Below are 20,605 nucleotides of genomic sequence, written 5' to 3'. Positions count from 1 at the left end.
TACCCACACGAAGACGGACAGCGCCCATAACTGCAGGCAGCCATGGGCCTCGTCTGAAAATGACCAGCTATGTTGTTTTTATTGAGTTGCTGGCGACTTCGGCGCGCAAGGCGCGCCGAAGGCTTGGATCAGTTTGAGTTCAAACGGGGACGTGGCGTGGCGATTGGCATCGGACCTTCTCCATCCAGGGGACGGAAGCGGCCTTCGATAGCGTCGTATGCCTTGATTTCACTGGTTTCGATCGAGTAGACCCAGCCGTGAATGAACAATTGTCCACTTGCCAGACGCGAAGCCACGGATGGATGCGTTTGCAGGTGAGTCAACTGCGCCACAACGTTTTCCTCGGTGAGGAAGTTCAGCTCTCCATCATGAGTGTGTTCACACATCTGGTGGTCGGCAACAACCGTTCTGGCAATTTCAGCATGGCGTAGCCAAGCTCTCACAGTAGGCATTTTTTCCAGCGAGGCCGGATTCAACACCGCTTTCATGGCGCCGCAGTCGGAGTGACCGCAGACAATGATGTGCTGGACACCCAGTGCCGATACGGCGTATTCGATCGCCGTCGAAACACCGCCGTTCATTTGCCCATAGGGCGGAACGACGTTGCCAACGTTACGGGTAACGAACAGATCGCCTGGGGAGCTCTGGGTGATCAGCTCAGGCACGATGCGCGAGTCGGCACACGTAATGAACATGGCGCGTGGCGATTGTGCATTGGCCAGCTTTTTAAATAACTCCTCCTGTTCTGGAAACACTTCCTTTCGGAAGCGCTTGAAGCCATCGACAATTTGTTGCAAGGCGTCATCCGCACAAGGGACGTTCATGTTTTTCTCGTTCATGGTCCAACCTCTTTACGTGGACGAAACAACTAACCATTGTCCGATCGGGTACTGCTTGAAGCAGACGTTGCCCACCAACGTCTGGTTACAGCTTAATCCCGAAACCCTCCGGACCACGTAGCGTTGGGCATATGCCCCAGGCTCGAAACAAGCCTAGAGCGCGAAGCTTAATTCACCCTGAAGAAAAAGTAGTGAAAGGAACGGTTTGAAGATATTTCCAAATTTTATTGCGATCAAATAGCCATCATGTGGTGGCTAATTGCTTAAAAGAGGTTTTTGGAGCTATTGGATTTTTTAGGGCAGGATTCAAATATGGAATAGTTCACAGATAGAACATTTTTATTCAATGCTGAAGTGAGCAAATGTCTATTGCGCCACATTGCACGGCTTGAAGTGAGATAAAGGTGTAATGGGTTATCAGGTAAAGCAGTACGTCAGTACCAGGATACCGGGCAGGTAGATCATCAACCTGCCCAGCGAAATCCGATCAGCGGATACCGATTCCGCGCATGGCCACGTCCAGCGCGTTAGCACTCAGGTACTGATGATCGGCGCCCAGACCACTCTGAAGGGCCTCTTCCAATGCAGGACGCAGCCGATTCCACTTGTGCTCATCCTCCATCCACTCGAACAGCTCTTGCCCCAGCGGCTTGATACCTCTGACTTCCGAATCCTTCTCGAACGGATAAGGCGCGTCGATAAAGCCGTTGCGGACCAGCTCATCTGCTGCCTTGAGAATAGCTTCGATGACTTGAGGGTCATCGGCAGATGTGTCCTGACGGCGGGCAACGTCTACCGCAATGGTGCGTACCGAGACGCTGTCCTCGCGGGTGCCTGCTCGTAATACGTCACGGGTGGTATCCCAATCAACCTTCAGCTTTTGCATGATTCCTCCTGTAATTCAGGTAGTGGCTATAACTCCTGACCACAGAAAGAGGCCTTCGGCTCGTTCCAGCGATCGGCAGTCCACCATTAGACCGGCGGCATGGGCAGGGGTGAGTGTCAGGTGGAACGCAAGGTCCAACCGTTTACACGCCTGGTTTTTCTGGAGGCCCTATGCCGTTGCCTGACATCCAGCTGATCGAGTCGGCTGCCTTGCCGTACCTGCTTTCCGTGCCCGAGGGCCTTCCACCCACGGAAGGTTGGCCGGTGCTCTGTTTCCTGCATGGCTACGATGAGGGCGCGCCCATGCCGATCCATAAGGCATTGACGGTGCATGGTCCGCTCAACCCAGGTAATCCGGGGCAGGTAAGGGAGACCTTTATCGTGGTGGCGCCACAGATGCCATCCAAGGGTGATCGCTGGCATCGCTTTGCTGATGAGGTCAGCCGCCTTGTGGCAGACGTACAGACAGTTCATCACGGCGACCGCAGGCGAACCTACCTGACCGGCTTTAGCTTTGGCGGAAACGGCGTATTCGATCTGGCGCTCTCCCAGCCTGACTTCTGGGCAGCGTTATGGCCGGTAGACCTGACGCGCTTGCCCCAATCCGATCCGCAACGACCGGTCTGGATCAGTGTCGGCGAGGTGACGCGCCGGGCAACGCCCGCCTTTATCAGCCGCCTGGGCCTGGCCTCGGCTGAGACCTCCCAGGAGGGAGACCGCCTGTATCTGGATCAAGGGCAGGACCATGTAGGCGCTGCTCGCCTGGCTTATCGGGACATGCGAATCTATCAGTGGCTGCTGGCCAGGCAGCTGTAACAGAATACATCCTGGCTTGCCGACAGGAAGGATGCTCAAGGCTGAACTACGCTGTGCAGAGGGCTTGATGTGCCCTTCAAGGAGAACCCGCAGTGAGATTTGCCCGACGTATCGCTCTTGCCCTTCCGGCTTGCCTGCTAGCCACACTGACCTTGGCGGCCGAGCCGTCACAGCCACCGTCCAGCCCTGAAAAGACCCCGCAACCGATGCCTGCATCGTCACCAGCCTCGCCAGCCGATACAGGCGCGTCGGGGAGCACGGCTTCAGGCTTGCTGCTGACCATTATCCTGCGGCACGACCAGTCCAAGCCGCTGACCGAAACCAAGCAGGAGCTCAGGCGTCAGGGATTTTTTGACAATTTTCCGCCCCTGGGCACGGAGGTGGTGTCCTGGTATGTGGTGATGGGAATTGGTCAGATCGTGACCCTGCGCGTACCGCCGGACAAACTGCCGGACGTGAACATGGCGGTGGAAAAGGGCGCCTGGGGCTCCTTTCATACGGAGTTCTATCCGACCTATGACTACCGCGAGGCTGCCAAGGGCGAATACAAGTCACTCAAGTAGACAGGGCGGGAGCCGGTGGGCTCCCGCTGTCGCCCATTAGCCGGGATGCGGATGCAGGTCTTCTCCACGCTCCTGGGTGGGCAGGCCCAGCTCGGTAAACATGCCTCGGGCAATCTCGCGCTCGCCCATGATGACAACGTTAGCGCCACTTTCTTGCAGGTGCTGCACCAACTCGTCGTAATGGGCGCGGGAAACGATATTGAGGGACGCATTCAGCTCTCGCGCACGCCTCGAGACCTCGCAGGCCTCAATCCCGTTCGGGATGGCGATCAGCAGCGTATGCGCCTGCTCGATATGAGCCTTTTGAAGCACGTTCGGCTGCGCAGCATTACCCAGCACGGCACTGATCTGATCTGCCCGCAGCTCCTCAATATGATCGCGATCATTCTCGATCACCACGAACGGCATGTGTTCACGGCGCAGGCGAGCACTGACCAGCCTGCCAACCCGACCATGGCCGACCAGGACCACATGATCGGTTTCGGTAATGGGTGGCGGCTCTACCACTTCGGGCGCATGGAGCGCCTTGGCATTGGGAAGTGCCTGCCCTTCGCGTCGCTCGAGCCATGGCTGGAGACGGTCGATAATGCTGAACAGCGCAGGGTTCAGAATGATGGAAATGATCGCACCGCCCAGAATCAGGTCACGGCCTTCCTCAGGCAGCAACTCCAAGCTGACGCCCAGGCTCGCCAGGATGAATGAAAACTCACCAATCTGGGCAAGACTTGCTGAAATGGTCAGGGCTACGCTGAGTGGGCGCCGGGCCAGCAGTACGATGATCAGCGCCGCCAGGGACTTGCCAACGATGATGATCAGTACCGTGGCCAACAAGTGCAGCGGGTGCGAGAGCAGCACCTCCGGGTTGAACAGCATGCCGACGGAAAAGAAGAACAGCACGGCAAAGGCTTCACGCAACGGCAGGGAATTGTCGGCTGCCTCGTGACTGAGTTCCGACTCGTTCAAGACCATGCCGGCAAAAAAGGCACCCAGCGCAAAGGACACGCCGAACAGGACCGATGAGCCAAAGGCAATCCCCATGGCCAGTGCCAGTACGGCGAGGGTAAACAACTCCCGTGATCCGGTGCGGGCAACACGCTTGAGTAGCCACGGGACGACTCTCCGGCCCACGATCAGCATCAGCGCTACGAAGGCACTCACTTTCACCAGCGTCAGCAGGAGTTGCATGCTCAGGCTAGTGTCGCTTTCGGCGGCCTTGCCGCCCAGCATGCCGGAGAGCGCCGGTAGCAGAACCAGCGCCAGCACCATCATCAGGTCTTCCACAATCAGCCAGCCGACGGCGATGCGACCGCGGCGACTTTCCATCATTTGTCGTTCCTCCATGGCCCTGAGCAGCACCACGGTACTGGCGACCGAAAGTGACAGGCCAAAGACCAGCCCTGCACCTAACCCCCAGCCCAGGAGGTGCGCAAGGCCCATCCCCATAAGCGTGGCTACGGCAATTTGTCCAATGGCACCGGGAATCGCGATTTTGCGGACCGACATCAGGTCCTTGATGGAAAAATGCAGGCCTACGCCAAACATCAGCAGAATCACACCGATTTCGGACAGCTCATGGGCAATATCACTGTCGGCTACAAAGCCTGGCGTAAAGGGGCCGGCCAGTACGCCGGCCAGAAGATAGCCCGCCAGAGGAGGCAGGCGCAGGCGGTTGGCGAGGAGGCCCAGAAAAAAGGCCAGAACCAGGCCGGCGGCCAAGGTAGTAATCAGGGGCATTTCATGCATGCGGTGGCTCCATGTGGGGCTGGGGCAAAAAGAACCCGCAAGGCTTGGAGACCCAGCCTATGGACTGGCCTCACCATGGCGCTCAGATATTCAAGGCATCATGCACGCAGCGATAAAGTACGCACCGTATTGGAGTTATAGCTACAAAAATGCTGGCGCCAAACCTTATAAGGCCAGGCAGGGTGTAGTAAGGACAAGCGGTAAAGGCTGAAAGTTGCCGTTCTCTTTTCAGCGTGTCTGAATAAAGCGTTTTCAGGGTTATCTCAGATATTTCCCGATATTACGCACGCTTTACCAGCAAAGGTCAGAAAAGTGGCATCTGCTGACCGGGAGGGCTGAACTGAGTGCAGTCCAGTGAGATGCGTGCTTCGCGACGGTTCAGGCCCAGGCGGCGCAGGGCGATACGAAATCGCTGCTCAAGCAGATCGGCAAATACCCCTTCGCCATGCATGCGCGTGGTAAAGCGATTGTCGTAGACCTCACCACCTCGACTCTGGCGAATCAGGCTCATGACGTGGGCCGCACGCTGCGGATAGTGAGCTTCAAGCCATTCCTCGAACAAGGGAGCCACTTCCCGCGGCAGGCGCAGCAGAACATACCCTGCCGAGCGGGCTCCGGCGTCATGGGCCGCTTCAAGCAGATGCTCCAGTTCGCGGTCGTTGATCATTGGAATAATCGGGGCGCACATGACACCAACCGGAACCTCGGCCTCACGCAGGGTGCGAATAACCTTGAGCCGCGCGGACGGGGCCGCTGCCCTGGGCTCCAAGGTACGTTTCAGCTCATCGTCCAGTGTGGTCAGGCTGATTCCGACCTTGATCAGGCCACGGGCCGCCAGCTCGCTTAACAGGTCAAGGTCACGCAGGATAAGCTTACCCTTGGTAATAATCGTGGCCGGATGCCGATACCGGAGGAGTACCTCAAGCGCCTGGCGCGTCAGGCGCTGCTCGCGTTCGATGGGCTGATAGGGATCGGTATTACCCCCGATGGCGATGGGCTTGCAGACATAACCCGGTTTGGACAGCTCCCTCTCCAGAGCTTCGGCCAGATTGGTCTTGGCAATCAGCCGGGTCTCGAAGTCGAGGCCGGGCGAGAGGTCCCAATAGGCATGGGTTGGACGGGCATAGCAGTAGATACAGCCATGTTCGCAGCCGCGATAGGGATTAAGAGACTGCTCGAAGGGAATGTCCGGCGAGGTATTGCGCGAGATAACCGTCTTGGCCGTTTCTAGCCGAATCTCGGTTGCCTGGGTGGGAGGAAGATCCTGGAACCAGCCATCGTCATAGGCTTCCGACCGGGTAGGGGCATAGCGGTTGTGCGGATTACTACCGGTCCCCCGACCGCGTGGAGGCTTTTGATGGGTCATGACCTTGTCTCAGAATATATACTGTTTGAATATACAGTATATCTTGAGCAGGCATTAAGCCAGAGGGTACGGCAGAAAAAGGCAGGACGGCGCGGGGCGCCGTCCTGAAGGTCTTACGCGACCGGCGTGAACTGGATGATTTCTACCCAGTAGCCATCGGGGTCCTTGATAAACGCGATGTCTTTCATGCTGCCGTCGGTCAGGCGCTTCTGGAAGGTAACGCCCAGCTCTTCGAAGCGCGCGCAAGCAGCGTGAATGTCCGGTACGGCAACGCACAGGTGGCCAAAGCCACGTGGATCGCTGTTGCCGCTGTGATAGGTGAAGTCCGGATCATCTTCAGTGCCGTGGTTATGCGTCAGCTCCAGAAGCCCGGAAAGGGATTTACGCCAGCGATGACGCTCTTCCGGATCTGTCGGGATCTGGGACTTGTCAGCAATCAACGCCAGGAAGTACAGGCTGAACTTGCCTGCCGGGAAATCCTTTTTCTCCAACATGGTGAAGCCCAAGACACGGGTATAGAAGTCCAGGGTCTTCTCAATGTCCTTCACACGGATCATGGTGTGGTTGTAGACATACTCGGCAGTGGCTGCGTCAGGCTGGGCCGTAACGCCCGGCAGGTTGTTCAATTCATTCAAGGTCATCGTAGTTCTCCAGATGATAAATCCAGATGGTATTTAAATAGCCAGCTTATCACTTTTGCGTGTCGTTTAGGCTGAGTAGACCCTGGCTGTGGCAAATGGCCACGAAGGCCGTTGAGGTTCAGGACGATTCCAGCAAGGCCTGCTGCTTCACCTGCCAGACTATTTCATAGGACCGCAGGCGCTCCTTAAAGTCATAGGTCTCGGTATGAATCAGGAGTTCATCGGCCTGGGTGCTTTCCAGCAATTTCTGCAAACCTGCCCGCACCTCATCAGGGCCTCCAATGATGGCCGCTGCATACTGGTCTTCCACGGCCAGCCGCTCTTGAGGCGTCCACTCCGTCGTTTCGGGCGGAGGCTTCAGCCGGCTGGAGCGGCCGCGCCCGACATCCAGCGCCTTTTGATACAGGGAGTGCATCAAACGCTTAGCTCTTGACCGGGTATCCGCCGCCATGACGGGAACAGCCACGATGACCCGCGGCCGCGGCTGGTGCAGAGAAGGTTTGAAATGCTCGCGATAGGCCGCTATCGCCTCATGCAGGCGGGCCGGCGAAAAATGCGCGGCAAACGCATAGGGCAGCCCAAGCTCAGCGGCCAAGCGGGCACTGATCAGGCTGGAGCCCAGCATCCAGATCGGAACGCTCAGCCCTTCGCCTGGGGCGCGGGTGAAGGGCTGCGTATTCAAGGCTGATTCCGTGCCCTCGTCGAATAGCGCAAGCAGTTCACGGACGCGCTCAGGAAACTCCCGGCTCGCCGTGATCATGTTGACCCGCAGCGCTTCCATGGTGGCGTAATCCCCGCCGGGAGAGCGACCTATGCCCAAATCGATGCGGCCTGGGTACAGGATTTCCAGCGTACCGAACTGCTCGGCCACGTATTGAGGGGTATGGTTCGGCAACATGACACCGCCTGCCCCCACACGGATACGGCGGGTGGCAGCCGCTACCTGCCCGATCAGCACGGCGGTGGCCGAGGCGGCTACACCGTCCATGTTGTGGTGTTCGGACAACCAGTAACGGTGATAACCCCAGCGATCGGCCTGCTCGGCCAGGGTAAGGGTGTTGCGAAGTGCCTCGCCTACCGACTGGCCAGCCGTGACAGGGGCAAGGTCAAGTATCGACAGGCGGGTCTTGGCTAATGTCCGCATGGGCCTCTCCTTGATGATCGGCAGCGCAACAGGCGCTTTCAGACAGAATCCGAGAGTCGCGTACGATGCGCTGCTCAGGCGGGAGAATCAAGGCGTGCAGGTGGTTGATGCCAAAAAGATCGCACACGTCTGGCATGTTCAGACCCGATGGAAACGGTTGGACTGAAGGCCCGGATCTGTCGAGCCTTCAGTTGGATCACACCTCGTCGAGTTCAGGATAATGACGGAAGATGCCGTTTTCGCTGAAGGGCAGGCGTCGATCAGAGGCTAGATAAGCCTTGATATTGGGACGCTGAGCAACTCGGGAGACCAGATCGACGACCTTGGGCATATCCGCCTCGATCCGCTGCATGGCCTTGGGCAGAGCATAACGCAGCCCGCTTACGACCTGAAAGAGCGACAGGTCGACATAGGAGAGTGAATCTCCAACCAGATAGCGATCTCCCTTGGGGTTGTCCTCTAGAACGTGCTCGAAATAGTCGAGAAACTTGGGGATACGTTCCTTGATAAACCCTTCCGCACGGCGCTTGGCTTCCGTCTTCTGGTCTTCGTAATACAGCGAAGAGCCTATGGGATGATGAATGTCGTGGGCTTCGGTTACAAGGTCGGCAAGGGTCAGCTGCAGACCATGGGCCCACAGGCGTAAGGCCTCATCTTCCGGAGCCAGCCCGAGGCGGGGTCCCAGGAACTGCAGGATATTGGCAACATGGGAGACGATCAGATCGCCCGCCTTGAGAAACGGCAGGGCGAAGGGGGGAAAGGGCGTTGCCTCACCGTTCAGATAGGATTCCATGGCAGGCATGCCCAGGCCATCCTCTTCGGAGCCATTGCCCACATCCACGTAGTCAGCGCCGGCTTCTTCCAGCGCGAGGCGGATGAACTCGCCTCGTCCCTGAATGGTGGGCCAGTAATGCAGTTCGTAACGCATTGCTCGTCTCCTTTCAATGAGGGTCTCCCTGTGGGACAGACGATCTCATCAGGAGTTGTTTGCCTGTTTTCACGAACGAACAGCCGTCACAGTATCGGATTGCTCGGCTTATGGCGGAAGGCGCGCGAACAGCCGTTTGATTCTTCTGCGGTGACATCTGCCGCTCAGTCCGGTCTACCCCCTACAAGGCTATGCCTTCACCTTTACAAACAGCCAAGTCCGGTTGCCTGTAGATAAAGTATGAGAGGAGATGGGGATGTTGGGATTCAGTCTTCGTGGGTTGGGCCCGCTGGACGTACTCAAGCGGGCAGTCAAGGAATTCAATGAAGACGATATGGCGACTTATGCTTCGGCATTGGCCTATCAGATGTTCTTTTCGATGTTTCCTTTCATTCTGTTCCTGATCTCGCTGGTGGGCTTTCTGCATCTGCCCGACTTCTTCAACTGGCTACGCGAGCAGGCCAACTATGTCCTGCCGGCGCAGGCACTGGAGCAAGTCAATCCAGTGATCGATCAGCTTCAGCAAAATCAGCAGGGCGGCTTGCTGTCGGTAGGGATCATCGTGGCGCTGTGGTCGGCTTCGGCGGCAGTGCGCTCGCTGATGACGGCCCTGAACATGGCCTATGATGTCGAGGAAGGACGACCCGTCTGGAAGCGGTTACCGCTGTCGGTGTTTTATACTATCGGGCTGGCGCTGATGCTCATCAGCGCTGCCGCCCTGATGGTTACTGGCCCGCAGTTCCTGAATTGGCTGACCAGCTACATTGGCCTTGAACAGGTCTTTATCACGGTCTGGACTTGGATCCGCTGGCCCGTTGCTGTGATCCTCCTGATGCTGGCCGTGGCGATCATTTATTACGCAGCGCCCGATGTGGAGCAGGACTTTCGGTTCATTACACCCGGCTCGGTGCTCGCTGTAGTGGTTTGGATTGCCGCCTCCTTGGGCTTTGCCTTTTATGTCCAGAACTTTGGCAACTACAACGCCATGTATGGCGGGATCGGCACGATCATCATCATGCTCCTGTACCTGTACATCTCATCGGCGGTACTGCTGTTTGGCGCGGAAATCAACGCGGTGATCGAGCACCACTCCAACGAGGGCAAAGAAAAGGGCGACAAGAAGCTGGACGAGTAAACCACTCTAAGTTAGGGGCGCTGCCAGTCCGCATGGGTGAGCCGGTACAGGCAGTGCCGGCGCAGGGGGTGGCCAGCAAGGACACGGGGATGATCGAAATCTTCCTGGGTATTTCGCATTCCGAGCCGCTCCATCACGGCTCGGGAGCGGTGATTGCCTAGGGCTGTAAAGGCGATGATCTCGTCTAGCGCCAGTTGCTCGAACCCGATGCGCAAGGCTTCACGCGCGGCCTCTGAGGCATATCCCTTTCCCCAATAGGCCCTGGCCAATCGCCAGCCAATTTCCACGCACGGCGAGCAGGGCAGACCTTCTGAAGCGTTCAGGCCGGTAAAGCCGATGAATGCGCCTGTCTCTTTCAGTTCGACTGCCCAGAAGCCCCAGCCCTGCTGTTCAATCCTGGCCTGGATACGCTCACGCTCGGCCTCGCTGCCGGCAAAATCCAGTACACCCGGAAAGTATTCACGTACCTCTGGATCGGCGTTCAGCGCGGCATAAGGGAGACGGTCTTCGTCACGCCATGGGCGAAGCCGCAGGCGGACCGTTTCGTAAAGGGCAGGCTCCAGAGGCGGGTGCATATGGCTACCTTTGTTGCAAGGCCGCCACGGTCAGGCCAGACGTGATGAAGGCAATACCCGCGCCCCAATTGAGACCGCCTACGACGCGTGGGCGATGCTTCAGCCAGCGGGCCAGCCGCGAAGCACAGGAGCCCATGATGGAAAAGCCGATAAAGGTCAGCAAGGCAAACCAGGCGCCGTAGGCCAGCATCTGGATCGTCACGGAGCCGCGGGCAGGGCTTACGAACTGGGGTAGAAAGGCCAGGACAAACAGGCCCGGCTTGGGGTTGAGCACAGCCGACAGCAGCCCGGTAAGGAAGATGGTTTTCAGCGGCTGGTGAGCAGCCGGGGTGAAGGTGATCAGGTTGCGCGAACGTAATACCTTGATCCCCAGCCACAGCAGGTAGGCGGCGCCCACCAGCTTGACGACCCAAAATGCCACGGCTGATGTTTTCATCAGTAGCGTCAGGCCGAAGGTGGCGGCTGTGACGTGAAACAGGATGCCAACGCCTGAGGACAGTCCGGAAACGATGGCGGCCCGGCTACCCTGGCTCAGGCCACGGCCAATGGCAAGCAGATTGTCCGGGCCGGGAGACAGGATCAACAACGCGCAGGCTGCGGTATAGGCGAGCCAGATATCGATTGGAAACATGATCAGTCCTTGGATATTTTTTTGTTCAGACCCAATAGTGATACAGGCGGATAAAGCCACGCCAGATCATACCCAGCCAACCGGGAAACAGGGTGGGCCAGATGAATGCTGCCAGCAAAAATAATCCCAGGCAGCCCCAGAAGTATCCTGCCCCGAGAAATCCGCCCGTGAAAGCCAGCCCCTGATTGAGCGCAAGCCATAGCAGCGCCGCTGTTACCAGGGTAAACGGCAGGGCGGCCAGGAGGCTGATAATGCGGGTTTCAAATGAGTGTCCGTCGTCCTTGCGGGCCATTGCAACTCCCTATCCATGAAAGGCACCTCCAGAGTATGGCAGTGTTCTGGTTGATCCAGCGTGCGGCAGTACCTGAATCGCGCCTATTCAGACGTTGCCCTTGTTGGCTCGATCAGGCTAGACAATAGCTCGATGGCCCCTTCAGGATGCTCGACTTCGATGATCAGACGTTTGTACTGCTCATCTTCCAGGTCGATGATGATCGCCCGTTCCGCATGGCTGACATCCCAGAATACCTGCTCGCCCTCAAGGTAGAAGGTCCCGGCCGTCAGAATATTCGGAATCTTGGTGCCCGGCGCCTTCCAGCCTTTCCAGCCCTGCAGGACCGTATCGTCCTGGCGAGCCGCCAGGATATGCGATTGGGGGATCGTCAGCTGGCTCTTGAGTGCCCACAGCTTGTGAATGCCTTTGACGGTGAAGACGACGTTATTGCCTTCGATTTCGATCTCGACCATCCGCTGCTCCTCTCATCAGCCCGTTCTACAGTAGGGCTGGCTAATACGTTTCTTGAATAGATAAGGAACAGCGTAGCCGCGGATCGTTCGCCGGGTAGAAAAGTGTCTATGCCGTTTCAAAACAGACAGGCTGGCCAGAGTGCTCAAGCGTCCGGCCCAGGCGGCGTTGGTGCTGAGTCAGCTCCGCCTGGCGGCTGATACCGTGAAACCAGAAAGCGGCCATCCGGCTGTAACACAACGCGATGAAGCTCATCGAAGCCTTCCTCGAAGCGTGGGCGCTCCAGCTGTTTAAGGGTTCCGAAGAGTCCCGCTGGCGGCACCTGGCGAGCCCGTGCCCGATTTCGCGCCTCGCAGCCGCGCGGGTCCGGCTCGAAAAAATAGCCGATCACAGTAAAGCCGGCCGCCCGAGCGGGCTCGATGTAGCGTGCCCGCTCGGCAGCAGTGGGATTGGTGTTATCGATAACCACCTTCTGTTTGCCTTCCAGGCAGGCCGTCAACAGGAGCCGCTCACGGTGGCGGGTGCGCAGCATGTCCCGGTTGATACGGACATGCGTGTCGAAAAAGCAGCGTTGGTAAAATGTTGATTTGCCTGCGGCCTGTATGCCGATAAACACGATCAGCTCCATGGATCAGGCGGTGCGGGCATATACGCGGGTGTTGCGCAGGGTGCCGTCCGGTGCCTTGCGCTCATGACGAAGCGTTCCTTCAAGGGTAAAGCCGGCTCGTTCGCAGACTCGACAGGAGGCTGTGTTTTCTTCATCCGTCAGGATCTGGATGCGCTCGGCCTTGAGGTCAGTGAGTGCCAGGTGCGTCATGGCGCTGACCGCTTCGGTGATGTAGCCCTGTCGGCACTGGCTGTCCCGGCACCAATAACCGATCTCCATGCTGGGTACGTTCCAGTCGATATGGTGAAAGCTGGCGCAGCCCACCAGCCTACCGGTGGTTTTGTCGATCAGCAGAAACGGCAGATCCTTGCGTACGATAAAGCTCGATGCCGCAAGGCGGCAGTAGGCTTCGGACGTATCGACTGATGGCTCTGTCATCACCCATGGCAGCGAGGCCGGAAAGCGGCGCAGCGAGGCAAGCGACTCCACCACGGCTGCGTAGACCATGGCACCATCACCGGCACGGGGAACCCGTAGCAGCAGACGTTCGGTTTCAAACTGTTCAGGAATGGTGCGTAGCAAGGGAGGAGTCATCGCAGTCCTTGGGGTATGTAATGGTTTAGACGCTGCTGGCCGGGTTGATCAAGGCGTTGAGGACGTGATCCTCCCAGACGCCATTGATCTTGAGATAGGCCCGTGCGTACCCCTCACGCTCGAAACCCAGACGCTTGAGCAGCCGCGCGCTGCGCTCGTTATGGGGAATATAGTTGGCCATGATGCGATGCAGCCTGCGCTGGGTGAACATGTAGTCGATACCGGTCCTGGCCGCTTCGAACATGAACCCCTTGCCCTGATGGCTTTCAGCGATGGAATAACCCAGGTGGCAGGCCAGAAACGAGCCCCGGATGATATTGGAAAAGTTGCAGCAGCCGATGATCGCCTCGGTGCGCTTGTCGACAATGCTGAAACAGCAGGAGGCACCGGCCATGAAATCCTGCAGGTTCAGGCGAATCCGCTGGCGAACCGTCTCGGGTGTATAGAAGGTCTCCTCCCGCAAGGGCTCCCAGATGCGCAGATGCTCGCGGTTTTCAAGCTCGAACCGCCGTCGCCGCACGACATCACGCTCGGTGGGGATGATCAGTCGGACCCGCTCTGCCTCTAACGTCAGGATGCTCATGGACTTTTATCTCTTATAAGCGCCTGAGCGTTATAACCGGAACATCACCCGGTTTTGTAGCGTTTTGGCAGATAAACCTCACCGGGCAAGCTCAAGTCGCATACGCTGTGGCTGATCTTCCCGTCCATCAGGCATGACGCGACCGGGCAGGTCGTGTTGCCACTCGAATCCGTGCGCTGCGTATACATGAATGGCCCGCCGATTGGATGTGTAGACATCCAGCTCAAGCGCGATAAAGCCGAAGGCCCGGCTGCTTTCGATAAGCGCGCCTAGCAGGCGCCTGCCAAACCCTTGGTTGCGAAAGGCTTTGTGAATCTGCATGCCCAGAAAGCCCACTGAATCATCCCGGTCCTTCTGACCACAAACGCTGGCCGGAAAGACTTCTCCCGAGCCGATAATCTGGCCCCCATGCTCGATGACTTGATTGGGCCAGCCATGCGCGAGAGCCTGAATCACGCTTTCCAGAATACGCTCCCGGGCAGGCGGCAGTTGCCGGTGAGTGTACAGCCCCTCCGCGCAGACGGAGGCGAAGAGGCTGTAAAAGCCATCAAGGTCGGCAAGCTCCGTCTGGCGTATCAGCATACGAGTCCTTTCAGACGCTGCCCTCGCGCTCCACTACCAGAATGCGCGCCTCGCCTTGAGGGTGTGCGACATGCTCGCAGCCGATTCCGGCAAAGAACACATCTCCTGTTTCCAGGCGTACGGATTTCTCCTCTCCGGCTTCGCGGTAATGCATGTCGACAACGCCGTCGAGAACAGCAAAGACTTCCTCGCCATCGTTGACATGCCATTTGTAGGGCTGATCCGTCCAATGCAGACGGGTAGTGATTCCGCCCATGTTGGCAATATCGAGCGCTCCCCAGGCTCGGCTGGCGGTAAAGTGCTTGCTGCGGATGATGTTCATGTAGACCTTGTATGCGGCTCAGGGGTGGAATTGGCCCAACGCGGCCATGAGTGACACGGCCAACGCAGCGATAGCCGTGGCTCGAACGCAGTTGGCTTGCATCGTCTCGTCCAAACATTTCTGGCCATGAGGATAGCGACCCAAGGTCAGAACCTTGACGATGGGCCAGCCGATCCAGAACAGAATGGCCGCGAAAAGGGTGCCGAAAACGAACTCCAGAATGAAGTTGCCAATGACATTCAGAAGTCCATCCATGGTTCGCCTGCCTCCATCAATCAGTGGTCCTAGACAAGGGCCGTTGCCTTGAACGCGTCGAGCGTTTCCGCCTGCGCCGACAGCTCGCGCAGGTGTGGAAAGCTGTCGGCAATAACGGCATTGGGCGTCATGTGCTGGGTAAAGCGCCACGCTACAGCCGTGGTGATGCCAGCCTGATTGATGTCGTCGGCGCCTGCCTTGAGCGGGCGGTTCGCCACTTCGGCTTCCAGCGTACCGTAGGCAGCCAGCAACTGCCCGGTTACGCGGTCAATCCAGGGTTCATGCACCTTGTCAGCCGGGCGCAGCTTGCGCTCGTAGACGATCTGGACGGTTTTCTCACAGGCGGTCAGGGCGAGCCCGATGATGCGCAGCGCATGCTGACGCTCTGCCAGATCGCGTGGCATGAGGGTGCGTCCCGACTCGGCCGCCAGCGCTTCCACGTAATCCAGGACCAATGTCGAGTCCATCAGCACCGTGCCGTCATCGCACACCAGTGACGGTGCCTTCACGACCGGGTTGATTGACCGGAACTCCTCGAAGGCGCTGAAGACCGAAAGGGGGTTGTGCTCGAAGGGCTGGTCCAGCAGGTTCAGCGAGACGGCTACGCGACGGACGTAGGGCGAGTCGAACATTCCGATCAGTTGCATGGTGGCTCCTGTGAGGTAGAGGCAAATCCCTTTCCTTATAACGGCTGCCGAGGCGGACTGCACGCGTTGTGCTCGTGCCTTGGATGTCAGGTGCAGGCCCCTGATGCATGGAGACCGCACTGTGCGCTGGGACAGGCGTTCAGAACAGCCATGGCCGTTCGTCGCCAGGACTCACTGGTCCACCAGAAGTGTATCCGCTCTAGCCTGCGGTTGCCTGGTGGCCAACGGCTGCCATTGATCCCCAGCCCCTTCAAAACCGCTGAAAATGACCTTCAGGCCGCTTCAGTCGGCATGATGTCAAGCCGATAGCCTGGAAGTGAAAAGCCGGAATGCCTTTGATTCTGGCGCCTCGCGCAGTGTTGTTGACCCCTGAATAACGATAAACGTACGGGTTACTATCATGACCATCCTCCAACGTGTGATTGGTGGTTTTGCGTTGCTATTGGTATTGCTGCTCTCCATTGTGGGCATCAGCTACCAGAGCACGCATTCCATCAGTGACCGGCTTTCCATCATTACCGGGCAATCGGCGCCGCTCAGTCAGGCCGCCAGTGAGCTCAACGTGCATATCCTGCGCGCCAATCAGGCTGTAATGGCCGTTCTTATCAGCCGTGACGGCCAACAGATTGCCGAAGGCAAGAAGCCCTTCGATGAGAGCCTGGGGCGTTTCAATGAGCTCCTGGGAACCACGGTGCGTTATATTGGCGATCGTCCCGAGCTCAAGGAAAATCTGACTCAGCAGCGTGAGCTGAGCACGGCCTATGCCGAGCAGGCTGCCACGCTGATGAAGCTGCACGGCCAGCAGGTTGCCCTGAACATCCAGGCCCGTACGCTGCAAGGTTTTGCGACTCAGGAAGGTACGCGGCTGTCCAATATGCTGCGGGATTACATGGCCAGGCAGCGTGCCAATGGGTCCACTGACAGTGCAGCCGCTGCCGAGGCGCTGCTGCTGGAAATCGGTAAGACCTATGACCATTTTTCCGCGCATGCGGCCGTTCCTGATATCGATAGGCTCAAGCGCGGCTTGACGCTTCAGGATGAAGTCATTCGTGATCGACTCAAGGCTTTTGTCGCACAGGATGCTCGGACTGGCCGGATCGTGACGGTGATGGTGAACCATCTGTTTAGAGATCTGACCGCTGATGATGGTCTGCTCAACGTCTATCAGCAGGATGCAGCGCTGGTGGAACAGGTTGCAACCCAGCGTCAGGCAATGGATGCCAAGCTGCAAGCCATGCTGACCAGGATCGCCGAGTTTGGTGGTCAGGCTGTAGCCGTAGCCAACAGTGCCAAGGCCGGTGCCGATTCGACCATTTCCACCAGCCGCAGCCTGTTGCTGGTCGCTTGCGTCCTGGCTGTTCTGGCTGCCGTCCTGATCGGTGGTTGGGTATCCCATAGCATTCGGCGTCCGCTGGCAACCTTCCGCGAGGTGCTCAAGCAGGTCACGAGCGGTGACATGCGCGTGCGCTTCGATGTTTCCCGCAAGGATGAGTTTGGCGAGCTGGGCGGCTATCTGAACGAGCTGACCGCCTCCCTGCAGGACACGCTGCGTGAGCTGACCCGCTCAGCCGACAGTCTGGCGCAGACGGCGGACAGCAATGCCGAGATCAGCGAGCGCACCACACGTGCTGTGGATGAGCAGCGTGATCGCCTCAACTCTGCCGCCTCGGCCATGACCGAGATGGAAAGTACCGTGCATGAGGTCGCCAGACGGGCGAACGACACCCGTCAGGCAGTGGACGATACCCACGAGCTGACCAGTAAGGTGCAGGAGCGCGTCGCCGAAACCATCAGCAGCATTCGTCTGCAGGCCGACCAGATCAACAAGGCCTCGCTGGAAACCGACGAGCTTCAGGGCTACGGCAAGCAGATCGATGGCATTGTGGATGCGATTCGCACCATCGCCGAGCAGACCAACCTGCTGGCCCTCAACGCGGCCATCGAGGCGGCGCGCGCCGGTGAGCAGGGGCGTGGGTTTGCCGTGGTGGCGGACGAGGTGCGCTCCCTGGCGAGTCGTACACAGACCTCCACCAGCGAGATCCAGAAGATGATCGAGCAGATGCAGGGCAAGATCCACTCGGTCGTGAAGGTCATGAACGAGAGCCAGACCCAGTCCAACGACTGTGTTCGCCTGGCCTCCGGCGCAGATGAGCTGCTGGGCTCCATGAGCAGCGCGGTGAACAGCATCCGTGACATGAACATCCAGATCGCGGCGGCCACTGAAGAGCAGAGCGCGACCGTGCAGGAAACCAGCCGCATGGTCACGTACATCAACGATGCGGCCCAGCTGGCCGCCGAGGGTGCCGAGCGTACCGCACAAAGCAGCCAGGACTTGTCCGAAATGGCTCAGGTGCAGCGTCGGCTACTTCATCATTTCAGCGTGTGAGGCGAACATGAAACACTGGATGACCTCTCTACTCGGTGCCGGCCTGCTCCTGAGCAGTCTGGCCCAGGCCGCCACGCCCCTGATCGGCGTGGGTGTCGCCAAGAACAACGACAACTTCCAGGTCCTGCTGCGCAATAACGTACAGCGCCACGCCAGCAGTCTGGATGCCGATGTCTTTATGGAGGATGCGCAGGATAACGGCACCTTGCAGATGCGCCAGATTCGCAACCTGATCGCCTCTAAGGTGGATGCCATTATCGTGACCGCAGTGGACATGAAGACCGCACCGGAAATGACCCGGCTCGCCAACGAGGCGAAGATCCCGCTGGTTTTCATCAACCGTAATCCCGAGCCAGCCGCCTGGGCGCCGCAGACTGCGTTCGTCGGTTCGAATGAGATCGAGTCAGGCACCTTGCAAATGGAAGAGCTGGCGCGCCGGGCCAACTACAAGGGCAACGTCGTTATTCTGGTTGGCGATCCAGGCAACAAGGCTTCGAAAATTCGTACCGAAGACGTAGAAAACGTTGTGGCCAAATACCCGAACATGAAGATCGTACAGAAGACCATTGCCCACTGGCAGCGTAGCGAGGCGGCGAGCACTGTCATGGACTGGCTCAAGCAAGGCGTGAGCTTTGACATCATCGCCGCAAATAATGATGAGATGGCTATCGGCGCTGTGATGGGGCTGGAGAAGGCAGGCAAGAATCCCAAGGACTACCTGATCGGCGGTATCGACGGCACACCCGATGCGCTCAAGTTGATGGATCAGGGCAAGCTGACCGTCAGCGTACTCCAGGATGCGGCAGGGCAAGCCAACGGTGCCGTAGAGGTTGCACTGCACATGATCCGGGGTGAGCGGGTCGAGCCTGTGAACTGGGTGCCTTTCAAGCTGATCACACCGGAAAACCGTAGTCAGTTCCAGTAACACAGACGAAAAAAGACCGGGCCAGGCCCGGTCTTTTGATATCAGTACCCTGCTGCCGCGCCGTTGCTACGGGGATCAAACGCGCCCTCGAACACACCGCTCGGATGGCGTACGGCCGCACCGGCATGGCCCATGGTCTCGCTGAAGGGGGGCAGGCTTTCCACGTCATGACCGCGCGCGCGCAGCGCTTCGAACACGTCTGCCGTAAAGCGGGACTCGAGCTTGAGCGTATCGGTGCTTTCGCCCCAGGTCCGGCCTAGTAGCCAGCGAGGCGCAGTGACTGCCTGCTGGAGCGGCTGATTGAAGACGGCGTAGCGGCTGAAAACCGCTGCCTGGGTTTGCGGTTGGCCATCGCCACCCATGGTGCCGTACACCAGGGTTCTTCCATCCTTGAGCCGTGCCGCGGCGGGGTTGAGGGTGTGAAAGGGCTTCTTGCCAGGCATGAGGGCCAGCAGATGGTTGGGGTCCAGACTGAACGATGCCCCTCGGTTCTGCCAGTTGAGGCCACTGGCTGGCAAGACCACACCGCTACCGAACTCATGGTAGATGCTTTGGATAAACGAAACGGCCAGCCCGTTCCCATCGATCACGCCCATCCAGATGGTATCACCCGGCCCTTTGCCTTCGCCCCAGGGCGCCGCTTTTTCCGGGTCGATGACCCTGGCCAGTTCTTCAAGATAATCCGAGGTGAGGCACGCCTGTGGGTCGATGGTCATATGCTCGGGGTCGGTAATGTGCTCATCGCGTACCCGGAAGGCCAGTTTGGTCGCCTCGACCAGCGTATGAATGTGCTCGGCGCTGTCGGCTGTGCAGCTGTCCAGCCCGGCGTGGTCGGCAATGCCAAGAATGAGCTGGGAGACCAGCCCCTGGGATGGAGGCGTCAGGTTGTAGACCATTCCGGCGCTATGCTGAAGCGCCAGTGGCTTTACCCGGCGGGCGCGATAGGCGGCCAGATCATTGCGCGAAACAGGAGAGCCCAGCGCCTCCAGGTCATGGGCGATACTGGCTGCCAGAGCGCCCCGGTAGAAGGTATCCAGTCCCTCTTCCGCCAGCTGATGCAGGGTGGCGGCCAGCCGTGGTTGTCTGAATAAGCTTCCGGCCACGGGTGCCTCGCCATTTTCTAGAAAGGTTTCGGCAAAGCCGGGAACGGATTCCAGCTCGTGCCGCTTGCTGGAGGTGGCAAGATGCTGGGACAGCGTGACCGGAATACCTTCTGCGGCGTAATGGATGGCATCAGCCAGAAGGCGTGGTAATGGCATCTTACCGCCCAGCTCCCCGGAAACCGCCAACGCCTCCTGCCAGCCACCAACTGTGCCCGCAACGGTAAGCGCGGCTTTCGGGCCGCGTGTTGGAATACGATCCATACCCGCGTAATGCTCGAGGGTGGCGTGGCTGCCTGCCGGGCCGCTGGCATCAATGGCAACCGGATCATCTTCAGGCGGAACGATCAGCCAGAAGCCATCCCCACCCAGGCTGTTCATATGGGGATAGACAACGGCAATGCTGGCCGCCGCGGCGACCATGGCCTCGATGGCATTGCCACCTTCACGCAGCACGGCCAGGGCCGATTGAGCAGCAAGACTGTGAGGAGCGACGGCAATTCCGCGGGCAGCAACAGTGGTATTAAGCATTCTTCTTTTCCTTGACGAACAAAGGGTCCCGCCGGGAGAGCAGAGGGGGAGACTCCGCTTAT

General features: G+C 58.6%; 24 protein-coding genes and 1 pseudogene. 6 read left to right on the top strand and 19 right to left on the bottom strand.

Annotation, left to right across the window (positions count from 1 at the left end):
* Positions 1–128: 128 nt before the first annotated feature.
* Together B3729_RS04375 and B3729_RS04370 are read right to left on the bottom strand one after the other, a co-directional pair.
* On the bottom strand, positions 129–839 hold the full coding sequence (locus tag B3729_RS04375) for a carbonic anhydrase (protein ID WP_074821361.1): 711 nt from the start codon (positions 837–839) through the stop codon (positions 129–131).
* 487 nt (positions 840–1,326) lie between these two features.
* Positions 1,327–1,725, bottom strand: coding sequence for a hypothetical protein (locus B3729_RS04370; RefSeq protein WP_286787217.1), 399 nt, complete (start codon positions 1,723–1,725; stop codon positions 1,327–1,329).
* A 170-nt stretch (positions 1,726–1,895) separates the two neighbouring features.
* On the opposite strand from B3729_RS04370, the gene B3729_RS04365 reads away from it, so the two are divergent.
* Complete coding sequence (locus B3729_RS04365; RefSeq protein ID WP_286787216.1) at positions 1,896–2,540, top strand: hypothetical protein; 645 nt, start codon at positions 1,896–1,898, stop codon at positions 2,538–2,540.
* A gap of 92 nt (positions 2,541–2,632) precedes the next feature.
* Entirely contained in the window at positions 2,633–3,103 is a 471-nt protein-coding gene (locus tag B3729_RS04360; protein ID WP_286787215.1) for a hypothetical protein, read from the top strand.
* 36 nt (positions 3,104–3,139) lie between these two features.
* On the opposite strand, the gene ybaL is transcribed toward B3729_RS04360, so the two are convergent.
* From ybaL to B3729_RS04335, 5 genes are all read right to left on the bottom strand, one after another.
* Positions 3,140–4,846, bottom strand: a complete 1,707-nt coding sequence (gene ybaL / locus B3729_RS04355; RefSeq protein ID WP_286787214.1) for a YbaL family putative K(+) efflux transporter — start codon at positions 4,844–4,846, stop codon at positions 3,140–3,142.
* Positions 4,847–5,150: 304 nt separating this feature from the next.
* Positions 5,151–6,212, bottom strand: a complete 1,062-nt coding sequence (locus tag B3729_RS04350; RefSeq protein WP_286787213.1) for a PA0069 family radical SAM protein — start codon at positions 6,210–6,212, stop codon at positions 5,151–5,153.
* Between the two features lie 113 nt (positions 6,213–6,325).
* Positions 6,326–6,853 carry a lactoylglutathione lyase gene (gene gloA, locus B3729_RS04345; RefSeq protein WP_150348254.1) on the bottom strand — a complete coding sequence of 176 codons (528 nt, stop codon included), beginning with the start codon at positions 6,851–6,853 and terminating at the stop codon, positions 6,326–6,328.
* 118 nt (positions 6,854–6,971) lie between these two features.
* The gene (locus tag B3729_RS04340; RefSeq protein ID WP_150348253.1) at positions 6,972–7,997 is read right to left on the bottom strand and encodes an LLM class flavin-dependent oxidoreductase; all 1,026 of its coding nucleotides are present in this window, start codon (positions 7,995–7,997) and stop codon (positions 6,972–6,974) included.
* A gap of 196 nt (positions 7,998–8,193) precedes the next feature.
* Positions 8,194–8,925, bottom strand: a complete 732-nt coding sequence (locus B3729_RS04335; RefSeq protein ID WP_150348252.1) for a glutathione S-transferase family protein — start codon at positions 8,923–8,925, stop codon at positions 8,194–8,196.
* A gap of 256 nt (positions 8,926–9,181) precedes the next feature.
* Here B3729_RS04335 and B3729_RS04330 point away from each other — a divergent pair, with 256 nt between their 5' ends.
* A complete protein-coding gene (locus B3729_RS04330) occupies positions 9,182–10,060 on the top strand; it encodes a YihY/virulence factor BrkB family protein (RefSeq protein WP_010796596.1) in 879 nt (292 codons plus the stop codon).
* An 11-nt stretch (positions 10,061–10,071) separates the two neighbouring features.
* Here the strand turns inward: B3729_RS04330 and B3729_RS04325 are convergent, their stop codons facing one another.
* The 11 genes from B3729_RS04325 to B3729_RS04275 form a co-directional block, all read right to left on the bottom strand.
* The gene (locus tag B3729_RS04325; RefSeq protein ID WP_409438739.1) at positions 10,072–10,623 is read right to left on the bottom strand and encodes a GNAT family N-acetyltransferase; all 552 of its coding nucleotides are present in this window, start codon (positions 10,621–10,623) and stop codon (positions 10,072–10,074) included.
* 16 nt (positions 10,624–10,639) lie between these two features.
* Positions 10,640–11,266, bottom strand: a complete 627-nt coding sequence (locus B3729_RS04320; RefSeq protein WP_286787211.1) for a LysE family translocator — start codon at positions 11,264–11,266, stop codon at positions 10,640–10,642.
* A 25-nt stretch (positions 11,267–11,291) separates the two neighbouring features.
* The gene (locus tag B3729_RS04315; RefSeq protein ID WP_150348250.1) at positions 11,292–11,558 is read right to left on the bottom strand and encodes a hypothetical protein; all 267 of its coding nucleotides are present in this window, start codon (positions 11,556–11,558) and stop codon (positions 11,292–11,294) included.
* 83 nt (positions 11,559–11,641) lie between these two features.
* Complete coding sequence (locus tag B3729_RS04310) at positions 11,642–12,013, bottom strand: hypothetical protein (RefSeq protein WP_286787210.1); 372 nt, start codon at positions 12,011–12,013, stop codon at positions 11,642–11,644.
* A gap of 143 nt (positions 12,014–12,156) precedes the next feature.
* Complete coding sequence (locus B3729_RS04305; protein ID WP_286787209.1) at positions 12,157–12,627, bottom strand: AAA family ATPase; 471 nt, start codon at positions 12,625–12,627, stop codon at positions 12,157–12,159.
* Positions 12,628–12,642: 15 nt separating this feature from the next.
* Positions 12,643–13,212, bottom strand: a complete 570-nt coding sequence (locus B3729_RS04300) for a GNAT family N-acetyltransferase (protein ID WP_286787208.1) — start codon at positions 13,210–13,212, stop codon at positions 12,643–12,645.
* 25 nt (positions 13,213–13,237) lie between these two features.
* Positions 13,238–13,795: a ribosomal protein S5-alanine N-acetyltransferase gene (rimJ, locus tag B3729_RS04295; protein ID WP_010796603.1), complete on the bottom strand. Its 558-nt coding sequence runs from the start codon at positions 13,793–13,795 to the stop codon at positions 13,238–13,240.
* 78 nt (positions 13,796–13,873) lie between these two features.
* Positions 13,874–14,377 carry a GNAT family N-acetyltransferase gene (locus tag B3729_RS04290; RefSeq protein WP_286787207.1) on the bottom strand — a complete coding sequence of 168 codons (504 nt, stop codon included), beginning with the start codon at positions 14,375–14,377 and terminating at the stop codon, positions 13,874–13,876.
* 10 nt (positions 14,378–14,387) lie between these two features.
* Positions 14,388–14,699, bottom strand: a complete 312-nt coding sequence (locus tag B3729_RS04285) for a cupin (protein ID WP_197872971.1) — start codon at positions 14,697–14,699, stop codon at positions 14,388–14,390.
* Positions 14,700–14,717: 18 nt separating this feature from the next.
* A complete protein-coding gene (locus tag B3729_RS04280) occupies positions 14,718–14,954 on the bottom strand; it encodes a hypothetical protein (RefSeq protein WP_286787204.1) in 237 nt (78 codons plus the stop codon).
* Positions 14,955–14,983: 29 nt separating this feature from the next.
* A complete protein-coding gene (locus B3729_RS04275) occupies positions 14,984–15,601 on the bottom strand; it encodes a glutathione S-transferase (RefSeq protein WP_286787193.1) in 618 nt (205 codons plus the stop codon).
* Between the two features lie 400 nt (positions 15,602–16,001).
* Between B3729_RS04275 and B3729_RS24715 the strand changes: the two are divergent.
* The 3 genes and pseudogenes from B3729_RS24715 to B3729_RS04265 form a co-directional block, all read left to right on the top strand.
* Positions 16,002–17,132, top strand: a pseudogene (locus B3729_RS24715) (HAMP domain-containing protein); the annotation flags it as partial.
* Positions 17,133–17,273: 141 nt separating this feature from the next.
* Positions 17,274–17,987 carry a methyl-accepting chemotaxis protein gene (locus B3729_RS24710; protein WP_414704021.1) on the top strand — a complete coding sequence of 238 codons (714 nt, stop codon included), beginning with the start codon at positions 17,274–17,276 and terminating at the stop codon, positions 17,985–17,987.
* Between the two features lie 7 nt (positions 17,988–17,994).
* Positions 17,995–18,912 carry a substrate-binding domain-containing protein gene (locus B3729_RS04265; RefSeq protein WP_286787183.1) on the top strand — a complete coding sequence of 306 codons (918 nt, stop codon included), beginning with the start codon at positions 17,995–17,997 and terminating at the stop codon, positions 18,910–18,912.
* 41 nt (positions 18,913–18,953) lie between these two features.
* On the opposite strand, the gene B3729_RS04260 is transcribed toward B3729_RS04265, so the two are convergent.
* A complete protein-coding gene (locus tag B3729_RS04260) occupies positions 18,954–20,543 on the bottom strand; it encodes a gamma-glutamyltransferase family protein (protein ID WP_286787180.1) in 1,590 nt (529 codons plus the stop codon).
* Between the last annotated feature and the right edge of the window lie 62 nt (positions 20,544–20,605).

Origin of the sequence: Pseudomonas sp. UBA3149 (assembly GCF_002364655.1) — a bacterium.
Taxonomy (GTDB): domain Bacteria; phylum Pseudomonadota; class Gammaproteobacteria; order Pseudomonadales; family Pseudomonadaceae; genus Chryseomonas; species Chryseomonas luteola.
This window is presented reverse-complemented; position numbering and strand designations above follow the sequence as displayed.

Excerpts from the sequence above, each read along its gene's own strand:
- B3729_RS04375 (WP_074821361.1), bottom strand. The coding sequence starts at position 839 with ATGAACGAGAAAAACATGAACGTCCCTTGTGCGGATGACGCCTTGCAA.
- B3729_RS04370 (WP_286787217.1), bottom strand. The coding sequence starts at position 1,725 with ATGCAAAAGCTGAAGGTTGATTGGGATACCACCCGTGACGTATTACGA.
- B3729_RS04365 (WP_286787216.1), top strand. The coding sequence starts at position 1,896 with ATGCCGTTGCCTGACATCCAGCTGATCGAGTCGGCTGCCTTGCCGTAC.
- ybaL (WP_286787214.1), bottom strand. The coding sequence starts at position 4,846 with ATGCATGAAATGCCCCTGATTACTACCTTGGCCGCCGGCCTGGTTCTG.
- B3729_RS04350 (WP_286787213.1), bottom strand. The coding sequence starts at position 6,212 with ATGACCCATCAAAAGCCTCCACGCGGTCGGGGGACCGGTAGTAATCCG.
- gloA (WP_150348254.1), bottom strand. The coding sequence starts at position 6,853 with ATGACCTTGAATGAATTGAACAACCTGCCGGGCGTTACGGCCCAGCCT.
- B3729_RS04340 (WP_150348253.1), bottom strand. The coding sequence starts at position 7,997 with ATGCGGACATTAGCCAAGACCCGCCTGTCGATACTTGACCTTGCCCCT.
- B3729_RS04335 (WP_150348252.1), bottom strand. The coding sequence starts at position 8,925 with ATGCGTTACGAACTGCATTACTGGCCCACCATTCAGGGACGAGGCGAG.
- B3729_RS04330 (WP_010796596.1), top strand. The coding sequence starts at position 9,182 with ATGTTGGGATTCAGTCTTCGTGGGTTGGGCCCGCTGGACGTACTCAAG.
- B3729_RS04320 (WP_286787211.1), bottom strand. The coding sequence starts at position 11,266 with ATGTTTCCAATCGATATCTGGCTCGCCTATACCGCAGCCTGCGCGTTG.
- B3729_RS04315 (WP_150348250.1), bottom strand. The coding sequence starts at position 11,558 with ATGGCCCGCAAGGACGACGGACACTCATTTGAAACCCGCATTATCAGC.
- B3729_RS04310 (WP_286787210.1), bottom strand. The coding sequence starts at position 12,013 with ATGGTCGAGATCGAAATCGAAGGCAATAACGTCGTCTTCACCGTCAAA.
- B3729_RS04300 (WP_286787208.1), bottom strand. The coding sequence starts at position 13,212 with ATGACTCCTCCCTTGCTACGCACCATTCCTGAACAGTTTGAAACCGAA.
- rimJ (WP_010796603.1), bottom strand. The coding sequence starts at position 13,795 with ATGAGCATCCTGACGTTAGAGGCAGAGCGGGTCCGACTGATCATCCCC.
- B3729_RS04290 (WP_286787207.1), bottom strand. The coding sequence starts at position 14,377 with ATGCTGATACGCCAGACGGAGCTTGCCGACCTTGATGGCTTTTACAGC.
- B3729_RS04285 (WP_197872971.1), bottom strand. The coding sequence starts at position 14,699 with ATGAACATCATCCGCAGCAAGCACTTTACCGCCAGCCGAGCCTGGGGA.
- B3729_RS04280 (WP_286787204.1), bottom strand. The coding sequence starts at position 14,954 with ATGGATGGACTTCTGAATGTCATTGGCAACTTCATTCTGGAGTTCGTT.
- B3729_RS04275 (WP_286787193.1), bottom strand. The coding sequence starts at position 15,601 with ATGCAACTGATCGGAATGTTCGACTCGCCCTACGTCCGTCGCGTAGCC.
- B3729_RS24710 (WP_414704021.1), top strand. The coding sequence starts at position 17,274 with ATGACCGAGATGGAAAGTACCGTGCATGAGGTCGCCAGACGGGCGAAC.
- B3729_RS04265 (WP_286787183.1), top strand. The coding sequence starts at position 17,995 with ATGAAACACTGGATGACCTCTCTACTCGGTGCCGGCCTGCTCCTGAGC.
- B3729_RS04260 (WP_286787180.1), bottom strand. The coding sequence starts at position 20,543 with ATGCTTAATACCACTGTTGCTGCCCGCGGAATTGCCGTCGCTCCTCAC.